The organism is Candidatus Pelagibacter bacterium nBUS_44 (genome assembly GCF_051200895.1).
Lineage (GTDB): Bacteria > Pseudomonadota > Alphaproteobacteria > Pelagibacterales > Pelagibacteraceae > Pelagibacter.
Genome location: NZ_CP172838.1, coordinates 1255630 through 1275129 on the forward strand (window position 1 = coordinate 1255630; position 19500 = coordinate 1275129).

Genomic DNA, 19500 nt, shown 5'->3' on the forward strand with positions numbered 1-19500 from the left:
ATATGATATTTGAAGCCTCAAGGGCTAAGGCTGTTGAAAAATTAAACAATTTTGTCGAAAAAAATTTAAATGATTATTCAAAATTAAGAAATTTTGATTTAGGACCTGATAACAGATTAAATACTTCTTGTTTGTCGCCATATATAACTCATGGAGCAATCAATGAATTAGAGGTAATTGATAAGTCTCTTAAAAAGTATTCATTTGCAAAGAATGAAAAATTTATTCAAGAGGTTTTATGGCGAACTTATTGGAAAGGTTGGCTTGAACTAAGACCAAATGTTTGGTCAGATTATTTAATAGAATTAGATAAAATCAAAAGTGAATTTAAAAACAATCAAAATTATTTAGATGCTATTGAGGAAAAAACAAACATAGACTGCTTCAATCAATGGGTAGTTGAACTTAAAGAAAACAACTACCTCCATAACCATACTAGAATGTGGTTTGCTAGTATTTGGATATTTACACTAGAATTACCGTGGCAGCTAGGTGCAGAATTTTTTATGCAACATCTTTATGATGGTGATGCTGCATCGAATACACTTGGTTGGAGGTGGGTAGCTGGGGTTCAAACTCAAGGTAAACATTATCTAGCAAGTGAATGGAATATAAATAAATTTACTAATAATAGATTTAAAAACATAAAGCTTAATGAAAATGCTACACCAATATTTAATGATAAAACTTATTCTATTAATAAAAATGACTTTTTAAATTCAGAAATTTTAGAGGATCAAACTTTATTAATATTTGAAAATAATATGACCTTCGAATTTTCTGATTTTAAAAAACACAAATTTGAAAAAATTTTGTTAGTTTCAAATGAAACAAATAGAACTATTAAATTAAGTGAAAAAGTGTTGAAATTTAAAGCTAATCTTTTAGAGGATCAAAAAATAAGATTACAAGAAAAATCAATTAATTGCGAGATTATTAACATTAGTGATTTAAAGAATATTACTGAAGAAGTTTATGCTCTTTATCCAACTGTTGGTGAAAACTTAGATTTTATTCAGAACAATAATTTAAAAAATATCAAATTATTATATAGAAAGTTAGACCAATTTTCTTGGCAATATTGCAATAAAGGTTTTTTTAATTTTAAAAATTATATTCCAAAAATAATTGCTAATTTTAATTAAGCTAAAAAGGTTTTAATACCATCTAAAATATACTGCACACTTAATCCAACGAGAATAATAGCTACCACTCTTGAGATAACACCAATTATCTTTTTATTTATTAATTTAGAAAATTTTGAAGCTATAAAAAAAATTATAAAAGTTAAAAATAAAACAATTACTAGTGAAAACATTCCTACTGTTTGATTTGTAAAATTAGTTCCAATATCTGAAACAGAAACAATTACTGAGGTAATAGCAGCTGGTCCTGCAATAATAGGTGTTGCTAATGGAAAAATACTAACATTATCAGAATTAAGATCTATATCTTCTCCCTTTCTTTGTTGACGCTTGTCAAATAGCATCTCTATTGCAATTATTAATAAAATAATCCCCCCTCCTATTGTAAAAGCGGGGTACGAAATGTGTAAATAGCTTAATAGTGAGCTGCCAAGTAATGCAAAAAATAACAATATGATAGTTGCAATTACAGTTGCGCTAAATGCAACTTTAATTTTTTGTTTTGTCTCCATGTGTTGAGTGATACTTAAAAATAATGGAGTATTTCCTAATGGATCAATTACTATAAAATATAGGAAGAAAGTTTGAATAAATATCTCTAACATCAGGTTTATCTATCTCTTTAAAATAATATTACAATTAAATTAGAACCAACGTATCATTCCAATTACACCAGCAGTCGCATAAAAAAATTGCAATACAAGTATTCCCTTATGGTCTCCTTTATAGGCCCAGATACCAATTAAAATAGCTGATAACAATAACAAACAAAATCCTAAAAACTCTATTCCAATGTTTAAAGCTACAAACAACGAATATAGAATTGCTGTAATAACCCCCGCCCATTCAAAAAATTTGTTGCTCATAATTTTTTTATTTGTCTTCCATTTAAAAAATTAGATTTGTTTAAATATTTCAAATAATTTTTTTTTAATTTAGGCCAATCTTTATCAATAATTGCATACCAGGCTGTATCTCTATTTCTTTTTTTATATATGGTTGCTTGTCTAAAAATACCCTCAAATTTAAATCCTAATCTTAGTGCAGCTTTATTTGATTTTTTATTTAAATTATCACATTTCCACTCGTATCTTCTGTAACCAAGATTCTCAAAAATATTTTTCATCATAAGATACATAGCCTCAGTTGCTTCAACTGTTTTTTGTAAATTTTTAGCATAAGTAATCCATCCCACCTCTATAGTTCCAACACTGGGTTTAATTCTTAAATAACTAGCCAAACCACAAAATTTTTTTAATTTTTTTGAGTAAATTGAGTAAAAAAAAGGATTCCCAGAAAGTTTTTTTGAGGTTAAATATTTTTTAAAAGAAGAAAGAGTTTTATATGGGCCAGTTGGCATATAAATCCAATCAAGTCCTTTTTTATCTAATAAAAAATTATCAAATAAATCCTTTGAGTGTTTTTTAACATTTACTGGCTCCAAATAACAATATTTACCATTTAATCTTTTTTTTAATGGAAATCTAGATTTTTTAAATCTAACTGGAAATCCAATTTTAAAATTTTTCATAAAAGTTTTTTAAAATTACTATAAAGAATTTTAGAGTAATTATTCATATCAGACATATTATTTTTTGCAGCTTCATCAAATTTTTCTAAGGCGTCATCCCCTAATTGTTCTTCAAGGGCTGTTTTATACTCAGGCACACATCCCCATTCATTAACTGTGGTATCTTTAATTTCAATATGAAATTGAATTCCATAAGCATGGTTTTGGTATTTAAAAATTTGATATTTTGTTACAGGCGATGAAGCCAGTAAGGTTACATCCTTATTGTTTTCTATTCCTTGCACCTCATAAGAATGCCATTGTAAGCTTTTTATTTTTTCTGGAAATTTAGAAAATAATTTATCTTTATTTTTTTCTTTGGTGAAATTAATATCCATAATACCAATTTCTGCAGGATTTGATTTAACCACCTTGCCACCCACTACTTCACCTAATAACTGACAACCAAGACAAAAACCTAAATAAGGTTTTTTTAAATTAACAACAAATTCTTTAATTGCTTTTTTTTCTTCAATTAGCCATGGGTATTCTTGCTCCATAAAAGTATCCATTGGACCACCCATACAAAACATTCCATCAAATTTACTAAGGTCATTTGGAATTTTTTCACCTTCATCTAGCTCGATTGTGGTTAATTTAACTCCATCAGCCAACATTAGGTCTTTAATGTAGCCAGGGTCCTCTATTTTAATATGTTGTAAAACAATTATATTCACTAGGGTTTAGCTTAGCTTAGAGCACTTCTTAGAGCAATATTTTACTCTATCCCAATTTAGCTTCCATTTTTTACGCCATACAAAAGGTCTTTTACAAACAGGACATATTTTTGAGGGTAGATTTTCTTTTTTCAATTTAAATTTCTTTAAAATTTTCTTTCCATTTTTTTATTGCTTCTTCCCAACTTGGTATAACATTATCCTCATATCCATGAACAGAACCTGTTCCAATAAATCTAAAATTCTTCATTGCCAAAGCATGGTGTTTACCTCTTAAATAATCTATCATTTTACTCTTATTCTCCCAGGCTGTTAGGGTGTGATGGTATTTATTTACCTTTTTTGAGTCACAAAACAAATTTCCATTTGCTTTTCTTGCTGCAGAAAAACTTGGTATTGTATACCTTAAGAATTTTAATATTCCAAAAAAACCTCTTACTTTAATACCTGTTATTGAAATATACATTATGCAGTATTTAATTTTATGAATTTGTCTGCTTCAGATAAAATCATTTTTTTTCTTTCATCTTTCATTTTATCAAAAATTCTAACCATCATCGACAGTCTTGGGTTCTTTAAAAAAAATTTTCTATTTCTATCTATAAACCTCCAATAAAGACCATCCATCGTATTGCACCACTCCCCTTTTTTAAAATCCATCATTTTCATGAAATAAGCAGATCCACAAATGTATGGTTTAGTTGCAAAAATCCCTCCATCACTAAATAAGCCCATACCATAAACATTTGGAACCATCACCCAGTCGGATGAGTCGACAAACATTTCCATAAACCATTTATAAACATAAGTTGGTTTTATTTCACAAAGGTTCATTATATTTGAAAGAATCATCAATCTTTCAATGTGATGAGACCATCCATGATCAACGGCATTTTTAATTGCATGATCTAATGGTGGCAGGCCTGTAGTTCCTTCGTACCAAGATTTTTTCATTTTCCTGTTTTGCTTAAAAAAATTTCCTGTCTCCATTTCATCAGAATAATTTTGATAAATTCCTCTCATAAACTCTCTCCAACCAATTACCTGTCGGATATAACCTTCTAGTGAGTTCATTCGTATTTTATTTTTTTTATGAAAATCTAAAACTTTTTGAATGATTAATTCTGGTGTTATTAAACCCAAGTTAATATACGGGCTTAATGCACTGTGAAATAATATGTTATCTTTTTGATTAACAGCATCTTCATAATCACCAAATAAATTTGATTTTTCTTTTATAAAAAAATTTAAAAGTTTTATTACATCATCATTTTTAGTCGCTAACCAAAAATTATCAGTATTTCCAGGATGGTCTTTAAATAATTTTTCAATAATTGGTTTTAATTTTTTTGTATGGTTGGTTTCATTAATTTTTGGAAATTTTGGAATTAAAATATCTTTAGGTAATTTATTTCTATTATCTTCATCAAAGCTCCATTTACCACCAATTGGATTTCCATCTGCACCCATCAATATTCCTGATTTTCTTCTAGCCTCTTTATAGAATGTTGCCATGAAAGGTTTTTTTGATTTTCCTAAATAATTTTTAAATTCCTCTCTTGAATTTAAAAACATGGGCGTTTGAACAATATTCCAATTGATTTTTTCTTTTTTTAAAAATTGTGAAATTTTTTTCTCAAAAAATTTATCTTCAATCTCGAAACTTGTGATTTCATTTATCTTATTTTTAGTAATTATTTTTTTTAATTTCTTGAAATAGTCATCTTTAAAATCTTTGTCTTCAATTTTCAGATAATCTAATTTATATTTATTATTTTTTAAGCTATCTGCATAAGAGCGCATAGAAGATAAGAATAGCAATATTTTTTGCTTATGGTGTTTTTCATAAGTGCATAATCCATTATCTTCTGCCATAAAAAATACATGGTCCTTTTTGAAGCGGTCTAAGTATTTTAATGGAAATAATTGATTACCAAGTATAAAAAATAATTTCATAATTAAATATAACTAATTAAAAAATTTATGTCAGAAAAATATCTAATCTTTGGTGCGACAGGTTCTATTGGTTCGAGTCTAGCTGAACAATTAAAAAAATCAGGAAATGATATCCACTTAATAGCAAGAAATGAAAGTGAAGTAAGTGCAATTGCAGAAAAATTAAGTTGCACATTCACAGTTGCTGATGTTTTGGAAGATGGTTTTATTGAAAAAGTTAGAGCAGATGTTGTTGATATAAAAGGTATTGCTTATTGTATTGGGTCAATTGATCTTAAACCTCTTAGAATGGTCACAGAACAAGATTTTAATAGATGCATGAAATTAAATCTCTATTCTGCGGTAGAAACCATTAAAGGGTATCAAGAAAGTTTAAAAAAGAACAAAGGTTCTATAGTTTTATTTTCTACAGTCGCAGCTCAAAGAGGTTTTACTAATCATGCTATAATTGCTTCAGCTAAAGCAGCAGTTGAAGGTCTAACTGTTTCACTTGCAGCAGAATTTGCTCCCAATATAAGAGTTAACTGCGTTGCTCCAAGTTTAACAAAATCAAAAATTGCAGAACCTATGTTAAAAAACACTACAATTGCAGAAGGCATTGCAAAAGCTCATCCACTAAAAAGATTAGGTGAAGGAAAAGATTCTGCCTCTCTTGCTAAATTTTTAATTACAGAAGATAGCTCTTGGGTAACTGGACAAATAATTGCAGTTGATGGCGGAAGATCTAAATTATCTTAAATATTTTCTATAAACAATTATAACTGCAAAAACAATTATTAAAGCAGCCACACCTTGTTCACCTAAGCTATTTAATAAATTGATTAAATTTGTTGTTACTTGAGATCCAAAAAAAGCAACATTTGGTCCAAATAATATTTCTGCAATCACAGATACCCCAAGCAAAAGAACTCCTAGTTCAATAAATTTATTTAAGTAACTAGTAATTTTAGAAATCCAATTCATAATAATTTCCTTTCAAAAATCCCTAATCCCTCTCTTTTGGATTAGGGATTTTTATTAAATTATAAACTAAAGAGGAAGTTAATAACTTCAACTATTTATATAAGTTTAAAATGACAATAGCTGCTACTAATCCAACTATTCCCGCATCACCTAAACCTTGAACTAAGCCAATTATATTTTCAGCTACTCCACCTACAAATGGTACATTTCCACCTAGTAGAGAAACCACAATGGCTAAACCAAGCAAAGAAATAACAATATTAGTTAAGCTTGATATTGTTCCTGCTAATCCTTGTAGTGCTTTCATTTTTTGCTCCCTTTTTTAAGTTAACTATCGAATCAATGACAATAGTAATGAAACTTTAACGAAATTTAGCTTACTTGATAGCTTTTCTAATGCTCGTTTTATTGGTTTTTTGAATTTAATTTGTCCATTTCGGGTAATTAATGAAAATTATTTTTCTAATATTTTCTTTTTTGCTTTTTCAAATTCTTCTTGGGTTAAAACACCCTTTTGAAGCAATTCATTAAGTTTTGTAATTTCATCACTTAAATGATCACTACTAGACTGCATGTCTGTTGTTTCGTTTTCCTCTTGTTTTTCTGGTTTATTTTCTACTTTGGCTTTGAAGCCTTTCATAATAGCAGTTCCACCTAAATAAAAGACAAAACAGAGTATGGGTATTGCTAATCCAAAAAAAATTATTTTTTCCATAAATTAATCCTCATCCTCATCACGCCAACCTTTTTGATACATAAGATATCCCGCCAAAATTACAGAAAAAATTCCAGCTATCATACCAAAGTCAAAACCAACTTGTTTACCATATAAATACCAACCCAATTGTGTAGCTCCAATTGGAACTGCAGTTAACAATATCATTATCAATCCAATTCGATATTCATAGGGCGGTTTTTTCATTCAAAAACCTTATCAAATAAAAAAAGAAATTAATTAAGTTTTATCAATTTGAGACAATAAAACTTATTAACGAAAAAGTGTTTATTTTTGTGATCTTTTAAAACAGTCAATTGTATTTTTTAACAAACACGCAATTGTCATTGGTCCTACTCCACCTGGAACAGGTGTAAGTGCCTTTGCAACTTTTGAAACTTCATCAAACGCAACATCACCCACTAAACCATTATCTGTTTTATTAATTCCAACATCAATTACTATTGCATCTTTTTTAACCCAATTTCCTTTTACAAGTTCTGGAATACCAACAGCTGCTACAATAATGTCTGCTTCAAGACACTCTGCCTTTAAATCTTTTGTTCTTGAATGAGTAATAGTGACAGTGCAATTTTCTTTTAGTAAAAGTTGTGTCATTGGTTTACCATTTAAATTTGATCTTCCAACTACAACTGCTTTTTTACCACTTAAATTTGGTTCAATTTTTTTAATCATTAGATAACATCCAAGCGGAGTGCAAGGAACAGAGCTTTCATATCCAGATGATAAATTACCTACATTCATAGGGTGAAAACCATCTACATCTTTGGAAGGTGCAATCGCTTCAATTACTTTTTGCTTATCGATATGCTTTGGTAAAGGAAGTTGAACTAGAATTCCTGAAACTGTTTCATCTTTATTTAATTCTTCAATTTTTTCTAAAACAGTTTTTTCATCTACAGTATCAGGATACTTAATGACTTCAGATTTTAAACCTACTTCATTAGCTGATTTTTCCTTATTACGAACATAAATTTGGCTTGGAGCCATGTCTCCAATTAAAATCACTGTTAAACCAGGAACCTTATTAAATTTACTTTTTAATTCAGCTACTTCCTGTTTAAGTTCTTCTCTGAGTTCTGCTGCTGCTTTTTTACCATCTATTAAAATCATATCAATTCCTTAAAAAATCATTGGTGCAATGTAAAGCTTCATACACATTTCAATAAACCAAATCAATAAAAGAAGAATTATTGGTGATATATCGAGTGAGCCTAAATTGGGTAAAAAACGTCTAATTCTGTATAAAATTGGATCTGTTAAGCGATAGGTTAACTCTAAAATTGAATAAACAAATCTATTTTGAGTATTTAAAACATTAAAACTAACTAGCCAACTTATTACAACGTTAGCTATCACAACGTAAGAATAAAGTTTTAAGATTTGTAAAACTAGATAAAAAATAGCTATCATTTTTTCTCTACGTAAATCGATTGACTCGGGAAAGCAAAAGAAGCTTTGTTACTTTCTACAATTTGTTTAATCTCAATTGCAAGTCTCTCCTTAACAGACAGCATTTCATTCCAGCTATTAGTTTTCGTAAAACAACGAACGTACATATCTATCGAGCTATCTGAAAACTTATCAATTCTTACAGCAATACCTATATCGGTATTAAAATCTTCACTTTTTTTGATATATGACTCAATTTCATTTCTTATAGTTTTTAATTGATCTACTGTTGTGTCGTACTGAAGAGTTATTATCCAGCTAATCAACCAATTTGAAGTCTCGCTAACATTAACCACTGCATTTTCAGCAAATTGAAAATTTGGGATAATTGCCAGTGATTTATCAAATTTTCTTATTGTAGTTGATCTAAAACCAATTTTTTCAACTATACCCTCTATAATTCCATCAACTAAAATCCAATCACCAATTTTAAATCTTTTTTCAACCAAAACTAAAATTCCAGATATTAAATTTTTAAATAAATCTTGAGCACCTAAAGCAACTGCAACACCAAACAATCCAAGTCCTGCGATTATTGGACCAATTTTAATTCCCCATAATTCAAGAACAGCAGCTAACCCTAAAATAAAAATTAAAATTTTTAACGATTTTATAATCCAGCCTATTAATTCTCTAGTTAGTAATTTGTCTAGCCCACTCAAAATATAGGAAATTGGTTCAATGATTTGGTGAATAACCCAAAAGATTAAAATTGTAATTAATGTTCTATTAATGGTATCGACAATTTCTCGACCTTCGCTAGAAAATGTCATGTAATAACTCGCGATAAAAAAACCTAAAACTATTGGTAAAAATCTAGCAGGTCCTTCAAGAGCATTAACAAAAGTATCATCTAATTTATTTGTTGTTCGTTTAGAGATGATTTCTAATTTTCTAATAATCAATTTGCTTATTAGTCCTCTAAAAACTAAAAATATTAAAAAAATTCCAATTCCAATTAAAATTTGAAAAATATCAACTCCAAGAATTCCCTTACTCCAAACAGAGAGAAAAATGTCCGAAAAATTATTTATTATTTCCATAGCTAAATTTTATATAACAAAAACTCTTCTTCTCCAGAATTAAAAAGAAATATCTTTTTCCACTTAATTTCATTCAATATTGATGAGGTTTTTTCACCAATACACATTAAATTTGTATTCATCCATAGATTTTCAGATTGATTAATTTTTATAAAATTTAAGAAACTTTGAGCACTATTTTGTGAATAGATATAAACCATATCTGGGATATTAAGTTTCAAATCTGTGACAAATTTTTCATCAAACTTTTGATTGTGAGTTGTTTTATAATTAATAACTCTATCTATTTTATATCCTTCTTTTATTAATTGTTGATCAAGATCAGTTGAAACTAATTCTCCACTAACATAAATTAACCCTCCATGTTTTTGATTAAAGTTTTGTAAAACTAGCTCTTTAAGATTGTTTACGTTACCCTCAGCAGTTATTACATTTTGAAAACCAGAGTCTCTGGCTTTCTTTTCTGTCGCATTGCCAACACAAAAACAAAAAATTTTTTTATCAATTTGTTTTAAATTTAAAAATTTTACAGCATTAGCACTTGTAAAAATAATTCCCTCGTAATTTGAAAAATCTATCTGATCATAATTTATTTTATCTATACTCAATAAAGGGAGATGAGATACCTGGTGCCCTAATGATTTGAATTTTAAAATCATTTCTGAACAATCTTCTAATGGTCTTGTTAACAAAATATGCATATTATTGTTTATAAGAATTATTTGATTTTGTTTTTAATATTTCACCAACCTCATTACCAAGATTTTTTGCACTTTCAATTTTTGAAGATTTTTTTTCATAAAATCTTTGCAAACCATCTAGTGAAAAGAGCTCAGCTTCTACAGTAATCATATCGTCATTAATAAATGAATGAACACCAATAGCAGTTTCACAATCTCCCTCTAAAACCTTCAAAATATTTCTCTCAACATGTGCACGATAATGAGTTTCTTTGTGATTGATCTTTTCTAAAACAGAAATTATCTCACTATCTCCTTGACAACATTGAAGTGCAATAATTCCCTGTCCTGCACTTGGTACAATTTTTTGTGTTGAAAATATTTCAGATACTTCATTCTCTATCATTAAAGATTTAATTCCTGCATATGAAAGAATTATACCATCATACAAACCATCTTTTAATTTTTTAATTCTTGTATCTACATTTCCTCTAATAAGTTTACAATTAAGATCTGATCTAATATTTTTTATTTGGAATTCTCTTCGATATGATGAGGTTCCAATTATTGCATTATTTTTTAATTCATTAAGTTTTTTTTTATTTTGTGTAATTAAAATTTCTCTAGGATCATTTCTTTCTAAAAATGTATCTGTTCTCAAACCTTCTGTCTCAACTGCTGGCATATCTTTTAAAGCATGAACCGCTATATCAATTTTTTTTTCTTGAAGTTCCCTTTCAATATTTGAGGAAAATAAACCTTTGCCGCCAACTTCAGATAATCTCAGATTTTGAATCTGATCACCTTTTGTCGTAATCTCTTTAATAAAAATGTTTTCATCTTTAAGATTTGTTTTTTCAATAATCTGTTCTTTAGCATTTTGAGCATATATTAATGCCAACTTACTACCTCTAGATCCAATGATAATTTTTTTACTCATAAATAAATTTATTTCTTACTTGTATTGAGATTGTACAATTAATAAAAACTATTTGAATGAGTAAAAAACCCTTAATTCTTGGAATAGAATCTAGCTGCGATGAGACTGCAGCTTCATTAATAACTGAAAATGAACAAGGAAATCCAGTTGTTTTATCAAATATTATTTCAAGCCAAGTGGATGTTCATAAGAAGTTTGGGGGGGTGGTTCCTGAACTAGCAGCACGATCACACATGGAAAAAATAGATTGGATTGTTCAAAAAGCGATAGATGATAGTGGAAGAAAAATTGAAGAGATTGATGCTGTCGCTTCTACAGCTGGACCTGGTTTAATTGTTTGTTTATCAGTTGGCTTGAGTTTTGGAAAAGCATTTGCCTCAGCTTTAGAAAAACCTTTCATTGCTGTTAATCATTTAGAGGGTCATGCATTGAGCCCCAAACTTAATTCGTCTTTAAACTGCCCTTACTTGCTTTTATTAATTTCCGGAGGTCATTCACAATTTTTAAATGTTCAGGGACTTGGAAACTACAAAAGATTAGGCACAACAATTGATGATGCTTTAGGAGAAGCCTTTGATAAAACAGCAAAGCTTCTTGGTATTGAATTTCCTGGAGGTCCACAAATTGAAATTCTTGCAAAAAAAGGTGATCCAAATAAATATGACTTACCAAAACCAATTTTTAACAAAGGTGGATGTAATTTATCTTTCGCAGGACTTAAAACTGCAATTTTAAGAATATCTAAAAATATTAAAACAGAACAAGAAAGATTTGACCTTGCAGCATCTTTCCAAAAGACCGTTGAAGAAATATTGTATAAAAAAACTAAAATAGCGTTTGCTGATTTTGAAAAACAAAATAAAGTAAAAAAAAAAGTTTTTGTAGTAGCTGGTGGTGTTGCTGCCAATCAAAATATTAGATCGATGTTAACAAATCTTTGTATTGAAGAAAATTATCAAAGTATATTTCCACCGATTGAACTATGTGGTGATAATGCTGCTATGATTGCAATGGTTGGATTAGAAAAATTTAAATTAAAACAATTTAATGAATTGGATTATCCAGCAAAACCAAGATGGCCATTAGATGAAAATGCTGCTTTTCTAAAAGGAGCCGGTGTGAAATTGTAAGGATTTTATCTAAATTTAGGTCCAGACATCCAAATTGCTAAAGTGTGTCTCGTACCAGAGGTTATTTTATTTACTTTATGATTTGTAAAAGCTGGAAAAATAATTGCACTTCCGGGGGTATTAAATTCCTTACAGATAAACTCATTTCCTCTAAACAATACAAGTTCTCCCCCTTGATAATTTTCTTCTGATAAATTTAGCAAAGCTGTAAGCTTTATATCTCTAACTGGATCCCTTGGAACAGCATCTATATGCCAACTGTATTCTGTTCCTTCATCGTAAGAATTATAATTCAATTTCTTTAAAGATGTTAGTGGATGAAGATCAAAACTATAAAAGTTGTTATTTGCAGTTAAACAAAAATCTATAAAAGGATGAATGTATTTTTGAATTTTTCCTAAATTCACAAATTTTACATTAGAGGTTTTAAGTGAGTCAGCTGCAGCATCATCCTTTCCTTCTATAAAATTTTCTTTAATGATATTATTAATCTCTTTAACTTGCTCTTTATTAAATATATTCATGGATGAATAATTTGCTGCTCTCATAAAAATAAAGTTATCAATTTTTGTAATTCTTACAATAAATTAGTGAAAAGTAGTTTTTTATAAGATAGATGTTTTAAATGTATGCAGTATTGGTTAATTAAACCAACGCTCCTTGTATTTCGATAAAACCCTACTGACTCCCACCAACCCTCAACACTGATTTCATTATCTTTTCTCTCAAAAAGTATTGATTGACGCCATACAAATATATGGATGTGTTATACGTCGTGTAGTACGATTTAAATATTCTAAAACAAAATATTAATGACAAGAGTAGATTTCAATAATAGGAAAGTTGACTTTTTTTCAATTATTTCATTTGTTAGAAAAAATAATTTAAATCACTCGAGAGTTCTAGAACAAGCTTTTCAACAAGAAGTGTTGGTAGATGATAATAAAAATTTACTTTCAAATTTTATAAGTTCTATCAAAAATAAAAATGATATTAAATCCCAGTTATATCAAGATGTTTTTGCATCTTTTGTAATAGGAGATAAATTTGACAAAACTTTTTTTGAATTTGGTGCAACTAATGGCATTGATTTATCTAATTCATATATGCTTGAAACCCTACTAAATTGGAAGGGGGCACTTTCAGAGCCAAGCCCACAGTGGCACAGTGAATTAAAAAAAAATCGACCTAATGCTAATATTATAACTGATTGTATATGGTCTGAAAGTGACAAAGAATTAGATTTTTTTGTCTCCGATGTTGGTGTTCTTTCATCCCTAAACGATTTTAAAGAAAGTGACAAAATTTCTATGCCAGGAAATACAAGAGCGAGGTTAAAAAATGGTAAAATTGTATCTGTTAAAACAATTTCTTTGAATCAAGCTGTTGAAAAAGAATTCAAATTTAAACCACCATCTTACATATCTGTAGATACGGAAGGATCGGAGTATGAAATTTTAAAAGTTTTTGATTTTAAAAAGTTTCGACCAGTTGTATTTACGATAGAACATAATTTTACAGAACTACAGTTAAAAATTGACAAACTTATGAAAGCAAACGATTATTTGAGAGTCTTTAAAAAAATAACTGCATTTGATGCGTGGTATATTTCTAGAGAAGCTTTTGACTTATTAGATAAATAATAAATTAAAAATATGTTGTACTTTGTGTTGTACGTGTTTTGTAAAAATGGTGTATTATAAAAGTGCTATGTTCAAAAAAGTAAGTAAACACTGGAGAAACAATTAGATGCAGTATTGGTTAATGAAATCAGAGCCTGATGTATGGTCAATAGATCAGCAAAAAAAAGCTGGGAATAAGGGGGCTCCGTGGGATGGTGTAAGAAATTATCAGGCTGCAAAAAATTTAAAAAATATGAAAAAAGGTGATCTTTGTTTTTTTTATCATTCAAATATTGGTAAAGAGATTGTTGGAATAGTTGAGATTATTAAAGAATCTTACCTTGATAAAACAGATAAAAGTGGTCGCTTTGTTGCTGTTACTGTAAAATTTAAAAATAAACTTCCAACACCCATATCCCTGGAAAACATTAAAAAAAATAAAGAATTAAGCCATTTATCATTAATAAAACAAAGTAGACTATCCGTCATGCCGATTGACTCTAAGAGCTGGAAAATTATAAATAATATGAGTAAAGTCTAAATAAATAATTATTTCATGCCTAAAAAAAAAAGAAAAAAACTAAAGTAAGAAAAAAAACCTCAAAAAAGGTTAAGAAGAAAACTAAGGTAAGAAAAAAAACCTCAAAAAAGGTTAAGAAGAAAACTAAGGTAAGAAAAAAAACCTCAAAAAAGGTTAAGAAGAAAACTAAGGTAAGAAAAAAAACCTCAAAAAGACTTAAGAAGAAAACTAAAATTGCAAAAGATAATGGAAAACCTGAGCCAGAGCTTATTATTAAAACTAGACCTGAATGGATTAAAAGTAGTTTGGCTACAAAAAATAAATATGAAGATAAATACTCTCATTCTATTAAAAAAAATGATGATTTCTGGAGAAAAGAAGGAAAAAGGATTTCTTGGATCAAACCATACAAAAAAATTAAAGATATAAAGTACAGCAATAAAGAAGTTAAAATTAAATGGTTTCAAGATGGAACTTTAAATGCTTCTGCTAATTGTATTGATAGACATCTAAAAGATAAAAAAGATAAAACTGCAATAATTTGGGTTGGAGATGACCCAAAAGATAATCAAAAAATATCTTATAAACAACTTCATCAAAAAGTTTCAAAAGCAGCCAATGGTCTTAAAAAATTAGGAATTAAAAAAGGAGATCGTGTTACTATTTACTTAACTATGATACCTGAGCTTGCAATTTTGATGCTTGCATGCGTTAGAATTGGAGCTGTTCACTCAATTATTTTTGGTGGTTTTTCTGCAGACTCAATTTCTGGAAGAGTGAATGATTGTGAATCTGAATATATTATTACAGCAGATGAAGGTGTTAGAGGTGGAAAAACTATTCCACTAAAATACACAACAGATGAAGCGCTATTAAGTTGTCCTAATGTAAAAAAATGTATCGTTGTTAAAAGAACAGGAAATTATATTAACTGGGATAATGATAGAGATATTTGGTACCACGATTTAATCAAAGATGTGTCTAATCATTGTGAACCAGAAGAAATGAATGCTGAAGATCCTTTATTTATTCTTTATACATCTGGCTCAACTGGAAAACCAAAAGGAGTTCTTCATACAACAGGCGGATATATGGTGTATGCTTCGATGACACATCAATATATATTTAATTACAAACCAAAAGATATTTATTGGTGTACCGCTGATATTGGTTGGGTAACTGGCCATAGTTATATAATTTATGGACCTCTTGCTAATGGTGCAACCACAGTAATGTTTGAAGGTATTCCAAATTATCCTGACACTTCTAGATGGTGGCAAATTATAGATAAATATAAAGTTAATACTTTTTATACAGCTCCGACTGCTATTAGGGCATTGATGAGAGAAGGCGATGAACCTGTTAAAAAAACTTCAAGAAAATCGTTAAAACTGCTTGGAACTGTTGGCGAACCAATCAATCCTGAAGCTTGGATGTGGTATTACAAAACTGTAGGAAATTCAAAATGCCCAATTGTTGATACATGGTGGCAAACTGAAACAGGTGGAATTATGATTGCACCTCAAACTGGTGCTATGAATTTAAAGCCTGGTTCAGCAACTAAACCTTTCTACGGAATAAAACCAGTTCTAGTAGACAAAAAAGGTAAAGAAATTAAAGGACCTGGAGAAGGTAGATTATGTATTGCACAATCTTGGCCTGGTCAAATGAGAACGGTTTATGGTGATCATCAAAGATTTATAGATACATATTTTTCTCAATTTGATGGAAAATATTTCACTGGAGATGGATGTAAAAGAGATAAAGATGGATATTACTGGATCACAGGCAGAGTGGATGATGTGATTATTGTGTCTGGACATAATCTTGGAACAGCTGAAATCGAAAGTGCTTTTGTGGCTCATCCTAAAGTTGCCGAAGCAGCTGTAGTTGGATACCCACATGATATTAAAGGTAACGGACTTTATTGTTATGTAACTTTAAATGTAGGAGAAAGAGAAACAGGTGATCTTGAAAGAGATTTAAAGCTATGGGTTAGAAAACAGATAGGTCCCTTAGCAACACCAGATTTAATCCATTTTACTCCTGGTCTTCCAAAAACTAGATCGGGTAAAATAATGAGAAGAATTTTAAGAAAAATTGCAGCTAATGAACATGATCAATTAGGTGATACAACTACTTTGGCTGATCCAAGCGTTGTTGAAAGTTTAGTTAATGATAGAAAAAATATTTAAAATTCTATTAACTTCTCAAATTCCTGCCTAACAACATCCCATTTTAAAATCATGGAATTTAATACAATTTTTCGATCTAAAATTTTAAGTTCTTCAGCGATAGGAGCCCATTTATATAATGACAGTGCACTTGGATTAAATGGAAGATCTTTATAATAAATTTCCCAATTCATGTTTTGTATTCTTTCGTTAAAAGTTTTTTTTGCCTCGTCAATTATTTCTAATGGCATCTTATTTGAAGTTTCATCATCTAAAATTTTAAAAAAAATTTCTTTAGCTTGGTTTATATCTTGATAATTAAAATTTACTTTTAAATATGAAAAAGTAAAAAAAGTAAGATCTTGTAAAGCAACAGAGTAGATATTCCATTTAGCTAAGTTGACAGACGCCATAAACTCATCATTATCAAAATGAAGAACATATTTAGTTCCCATACGAGTTTTTAAATAGCTGTACAAAGTAACTTGGATAACCCATGCAGATTTAGTTTGAATGAAGTGTTCGAGCTCATCTAAGTTTTTAATTTTTTTTTTTGGAATAAAAGCTTTGAACAAAGCAAACAAATAAACTTTAAAATCTTTAAATGATAAATCTTTCCATGATAACTTATATTTTTGCATAAAATTCTTCTTTAGAATAATTATACTCTAAAAAGTAAGTAATTAAGCACTTAATATGAATAATTTTCATCTTTTAAAAATCTTTAGAATGGTTATGTTTCAAATTAGTTATAACTAAAAAGAGAGAGGTATAAATGTCAAACGCAACAAAACACTGGGAAGCAACTAGGTCATTGTTATTCGTAACATTGGCAATCTGGTTTGTATTCTCAATAGGCATCTTCCTTTTTGCAGCTGAAATGAATGAGGTTACTGGACCTTTCGGTTATCCATGGACATATTGGTTTACGTGTCAGGGATCTCTTGGAATATTCGTAATCTTGGTTTTCTGGTTTGCGAATAGACAAGAAAAGATCGATGAAGAATTCGGCTTTAATGAAAGAGGAGATGATTAATGATTAAAGGTAAATTTATAGACAATTTGCCAAAAGTTTACGGAATCTATACTGGAGGTTTTATAGGTTTCATAATCTTAATGGCAATTGGTGAGCAGATGGGTATGACTGCAAAAGCAATAGGTATTGGTTTTGTAGCATTTACGATATTCATCTATGCTTTAATTGGTTATCTATCACGTACAGCTCAAGCAGAAGCATATTACGTAGCAGGAAGGCAAGTTCCAACAGTATTCAACGGTATGGCGACAGCAGCAGACTGGATGTCTGGTGCTTCATTCGTTGCAATGGCTGGTGGTATTTACTTTAAAGGTTATGGATATATGGCACTACTTGTAGGTTGGACTGGTGGATATGTATTAGTTGCATCTTTATTAGCACCATACTTAAGAAAATTTGGCTGTTACACAGTTCCAGATTTCATAGGTACAAGATACGGTGGTAATTTAGCAAGATTACTTGCAGTAATAGTTTTAACTGTTGCTTCATTTACTTATGTGACTGCACAAATTAACGCTACAGGTACTATTGCATCTGTTGCTCTAGATATCGACTTTAAATACGCTGTATATATTGGACTTATAAGTATTTTGCTTTGTTCAATGTTGGGGGGTATGAGAGCGGTAACTTGGACACAGGTTGCACAATATATAGTGCTAATTATAGCTTACTTACTTCCAATTTTTTGGATCAGTAACAAAATGGATGCGGGTTTCTTCCCTCACTTTATGTTAGCTGATGAAGTAGCTAGAATTGGTGAATTAGAAGCACAGTTTGGGTTTGTTAAAAACTCTGCTGCTGATTTAGCATCGGTACCTAAAGGGTTAGCTGGAATAACTAAAGCTCACTCTGCAGTAAATGCTACACCTTGGGGATTTATTTCATTAGCATTAGCGATGATGATGGGAACAGCTTCATTACCGCACGTGATGATGAGATATTTTACTACTCCAAGCGTGAAAGCAGCTAGAAAATCAGTTGGTTGGTCGTTATTCTTTATCTTCCTACTGTATTCTTCTGCACCAATGTTAGCGACACTATCTAAACTATCGTTGATAGACCCGACTTTACCAACAGGTATTATCGGTAAAACATTTGCTGAAGTTCAAGCAATAGATTGGTACCAAAACTGGAACCAAGCAAACTTAATGTTCATCAGTGACTTTAACGGCAATGGAACTCTTGAATTAAATGAGTTTTTCATGGGCGGTAAAGCAGTTGTGTTAGCAACTCCAGAAATAGCTGGATTACCATATGTAATCTCAGGTCTGGTTGCTGCTGGAGGTATGGCTGCTGCCATGTCGACTGCTGATGGTTTAATTCTAGCAATTGCTAATGCGATTTCTCATGATGTTTATTACAAAATGATAGATCCAAAAGCAGAGACTGCAAAAAGACTACTTGTTGCAAGGATATTACTTGTAGTAATTGGTTTTGCTGGAGCAACTATTGCTGCAATGCAGATCCAAGGAATCTTAGGTTCGGTTATTTGGGCTTTTGACTTTGCGATGTCTGGATTGTTCTTTCCACTTGTACTTGGTGTATGGTGGAAGAGAGCTAACAGAGAAGGTGCTATTGCTGGTATGGCTTTAGGTCTTGCATCATCTATTTGGTACCTAGTTTGGGTACGAACTGGTGGAAGCGGATTCTTAGGTATTACTCAGTTAACGTTTGGTATCTTCGGAGCAGCTGTGAGTTTGGTTTCTATGGTTGTTGTAAGTTTAATGACTCAAGAGCCAGATAAAGCAACTCAAAAAATGGTTGATGAAGTTCGTATACCAAGCGGTAGAAGCATTACTGGTAAATAGAACAATCAAATCTTAATTATAGGGGCGATTAATTTCGCCCCTTTTAAT

26 protein-coding genes are annotated in these 19500 nt (G+C 30.0%); 8 read left to right on the forward strand and 18 right to left on the reverse strand.

The features are described from left to right. Positions 1–2 precede the first annotated feature (2 nt). Positions 3–1145: an FAD-binding domain-containing protein gene (locus ACIJYB_RS07000; RefSeq protein WP_435150855.1), complete on the forward strand. Its 1143-nt coding sequence runs from the start codon at positions 3–5 to the stop codon at positions 1143–1145. On the opposite strand, the gene ACIJYB_RS07005 is transcribed toward ACIJYB_RS07000, so the two are convergent. From ACIJYB_RS07005 to ACIJYB_RS07035, 7 genes are read right to left on the reverse strand one after another with little or no spacing between them, the layout of a single operon-like run. Continuing rightward, positions 1142–1750 carry a MarC family protein gene (locus ACIJYB_RS07005; RefSeq protein ID WP_435150857.1) on the reverse strand — a complete coding sequence of 203 codons (609 nt, stop codon included), beginning with the start codon at positions 1748–1750 and terminating at the stop codon, positions 1142–1144. The two genes, ACIJYB_RS07000 and ACIJYB_RS07005, sit on opposite strands and share 4 nt — an antisense overlap. 39 nt (positions 1751–1789) lie before the next feature. Then, a complete protein-coding gene (locus tag ACIJYB_RS07010; RefSeq protein ID WP_435150858.1) occupies positions 1790–2011 on the reverse strand; it encodes a hypothetical protein in 222 nt (73 codons plus the stop codon). Next, entirely contained in the window at positions 2008–2676 is a 669-nt protein-coding gene (locus ACIJYB_RS07015) for a GNAT family N-acetyltransferase (protein WP_435150860.1), read from the reverse strand. The genes ACIJYB_RS07010 and ACIJYB_RS07015 overlap by 4 nt, the downstream gene beginning before the upstream one ends. Beyond that, positions 2673–3392, reverse strand: a complete 720-nt coding sequence (locus tag ACIJYB_RS07020; RefSeq protein WP_435150862.1) for a type 1 glutamine amidotransferase — start codon at positions 3390–3392, stop codon at positions 2673–2675. The genes ACIJYB_RS07015 and ACIJYB_RS07020 overlap by 4 nt, the downstream gene beginning before the upstream one ends. A gap of 6 nt (positions 3393–3398) precedes the next feature. Continuing rightward, on the reverse strand, positions 3399–3527 hold the full coding sequence (locus tag ACIJYB_RS07025; RefSeq protein WP_435085832.1) for a DUF2256 domain-containing protein: 129 nt from the start codon (positions 3525–3527) through the stop codon (positions 3399–3401). Between the two features lies 1 nt (position 3528). After that, a complete protein-coding gene (locus ACIJYB_RS07030) occupies positions 3529–3858 on the reverse strand; it encodes a hypothetical protein (protein WP_435150864.1) in 330 nt (109 codons plus the stop codon). Further along, a complete protein-coding gene (locus tag ACIJYB_RS07035; RefSeq protein WP_435150865.1) occupies positions 3858–5348 on the reverse strand; it encodes a cryptochrome/photolyase family protein in 1491 nt (496 codons plus the stop codon). Before ACIJYB_RS07035 ends, ACIJYB_RS07030 begins: the two co-directional genes overlap by 1 nt. 27 nt (positions 5349–5375) lie before the next feature. On the opposite strand from ACIJYB_RS07035, the gene ACIJYB_RS07040 reads away from it, so the two are divergent. Continuing rightward, positions 5376–6086 carry an SDR family NAD(P)-dependent oxidoreductase gene (locus ACIJYB_RS07040; protein ID WP_435150866.1) on the forward strand — a complete coding sequence of 237 codons (711 nt, stop codon included), beginning with the start codon at positions 5376–5378 and terminating at the stop codon, positions 6084–6086. Here ACIJYB_RS07040 and ACIJYB_RS07045 read toward each other — a convergent pair. The 9 genes from ACIJYB_RS07045 to hemC all read right to left on the reverse strand — a co-directional run bounded on the left by ACIJYB_RS07045 (position 6078) and on the right by hemC (position 11162). After that, entirely contained in the window at positions 6078–6311 is a 234-nt protein-coding gene (locus ACIJYB_RS07045; protein WP_435085839.1) for a hypothetical protein, read from the reverse strand. The two genes, ACIJYB_RS07040 and ACIJYB_RS07045, sit on opposite strands and share 9 nt — an antisense overlap. A 91-nt stretch (positions 6312–6402) precedes the next feature. Then, positions 6403–6618 (reverse strand): hypothetical protein, encoded by a 216-nt coding sequence (locus tag ACIJYB_RS07050; protein ID WP_435085841.1) that lies wholly within the window; start codon positions 6616–6618, stop codon positions 6403–6405. A 147-nt stretch (positions 6619–6765) separates the two neighbouring features. Next, on the reverse strand, positions 6766–7026 hold the full coding sequence (locus ACIJYB_RS07055) for an SHOCT domain-containing protein (RefSeq protein ID WP_435150867.1): 261 nt from the start codon (positions 7024–7026) through the stop codon (positions 6766–6768). 3 nt (positions 7027–7029) lie between these two features. Next, on the reverse strand, positions 7030–7233 hold the full coding sequence (locus tag ACIJYB_RS07060) for a hypothetical protein (protein WP_435150869.1): 204 nt from the start codon (positions 7231–7233) through the stop codon (positions 7030–7032). Between the two features lie 81 nt (positions 7234–7314). After that, positions 7315–8160: a bifunctional methylenetetrahydrofolate dehydrogenase/methenyltetrahydrofolate cyclohydrolase FolD gene (gene folD, locus ACIJYB_RS07065; protein ID WP_435150870.1), complete on the reverse strand. Its 846-nt coding sequence runs from the start codon at positions 8158–8160 to the stop codon at positions 7315–7317. A 9-nt stretch (positions 8161–8169) separates the two neighbouring features. Next, positions 8170–8460, reverse strand: a complete 291-nt coding sequence (locus ACIJYB_RS07070; RefSeq protein WP_435150872.1) for a YggT family protein — start codon at positions 8458–8460, stop codon at positions 8170–8172. Next, positions 8457–9542 carry a mechanosensitive ion channel family protein gene (locus ACIJYB_RS07075; protein WP_435150873.1) on the reverse strand — a complete coding sequence of 362 codons (1086 nt, stop codon included), beginning with the start codon at positions 9540–9542 and terminating at the stop codon, positions 8457–8459. Before ACIJYB_RS07075 ends, ACIJYB_RS07070 begins: the two co-directional genes overlap by 4 nt. Before the next feature lie 2 nt (positions 9543–9544). Beyond that, positions 9545–10243, reverse strand: coding sequence for a uroporphyrinogen-III synthase (locus ACIJYB_RS07080; protein ID WP_435150875.1), 699 nt, complete (start codon positions 10241–10243; stop codon positions 9545–9547). Position 10244: 1 nt separating this feature from the next. Next, complete coding sequence (hemC, locus tag ACIJYB_RS07085; protein ID WP_435150876.1) at positions 10245–11162, reverse strand: hydroxymethylbilane synthase; 918 nt, start codon at positions 11160–11162, stop codon at positions 10245–10247. Positions 11163–11218: 56 nt separating this feature from the next. On the opposite strand from hemC, the gene tsaD reads away from it, so the two are divergent. Further along, entirely contained in the window at positions 11219–12292 is a 1074-nt protein-coding gene (gene tsaD, locus ACIJYB_RS07090; RefSeq protein WP_435150878.1) for a tRNA (adenosine(37)-N6)-threonylcarbamoyltransferase complex transferase subunit TsaD, read from the forward strand. 5 nt (positions 12293–12297) lie between these two features. Here the strand turns inward: tsaD and ACIJYB_RS07095 are convergent, their stop codons facing one another. Then, positions 12298–12840, reverse strand: a complete 543-nt coding sequence (locus ACIJYB_RS07095) for a 2OG-Fe(II) oxygenase (protein ID WP_435150880.1) — start codon at positions 12838–12840, stop codon at positions 12298–12300. 264 nt (positions 12841–13104) lie between these two features. Here ACIJYB_RS07095 and ACIJYB_RS07100 point away from each other — a divergent pair, with 264 nt between their 5' ends. From ACIJYB_RS07100 to acs, 3 genes are all read left to right on the forward strand, one after another. Next, positions 13105–13935: an FkbM family methyltransferase gene (locus tag ACIJYB_RS07100; protein WP_435150882.1), complete on the forward strand. Its 831-nt coding sequence runs from the start codon at positions 13105–13107 to the stop codon at positions 13933–13935. Positions 13936–14041: 106 nt separating this feature from the next. Then, entirely contained in the window at positions 14042–14455 is a 414-nt protein-coding gene (locus ACIJYB_RS07105) for an EVE domain-containing protein (RefSeq protein WP_435150883.1), read from the forward strand. A gap of 248 nt (positions 14456–14703) precedes the next feature. Continuing rightward, positions 14704–16629 (forward strand): acetate--CoA ligase, encoded by a 1926-nt coding sequence (gene acs / locus ACIJYB_RS07110; RefSeq protein WP_435152563.1) that lies wholly within the window; start codon positions 14704–14706, stop codon positions 16627–16629. Here acs and ACIJYB_RS07115 read toward each other — a convergent pair. Further along, positions 16626–17249, reverse strand: coding sequence for an esterase (locus ACIJYB_RS07115; protein WP_435150885.1), 624 nt, complete (start codon positions 17247–17249; stop codon positions 16626–16628). The genes acs and ACIJYB_RS07115 overlap by 4 nt on opposite strands. Before the next feature lie 134 nt (positions 17250–17383). Here ACIJYB_RS07115 and ACIJYB_RS07120 point away from each other — a divergent pair, with 134 nt between their 5' ends. Together ACIJYB_RS07120 and ACIJYB_RS07125 are read left to right on the forward strand one after the other, a co-directional pair. After that, positions 17384–17644 carry a DUF4212 domain-containing protein gene (locus ACIJYB_RS07120; protein ID WP_435150886.1) on the forward strand — a complete coding sequence of 87 codons (261 nt, stop codon included), beginning with the start codon at positions 17384–17386 and terminating at the stop codon, positions 17642–17644. Beyond that, positions 17644–19452, forward strand: coding sequence for a sodium:solute symporter family protein (locus ACIJYB_RS07125; RefSeq protein ID WP_435150887.1), 1809 nt, complete (start codon positions 17644–17646; stop codon positions 19450–19452). Before ACIJYB_RS07120 ends, ACIJYB_RS07125 begins: the two co-directional genes overlap by 1 nt. Positions 19453–19500 lie beyond the last annotated feature (48 nt).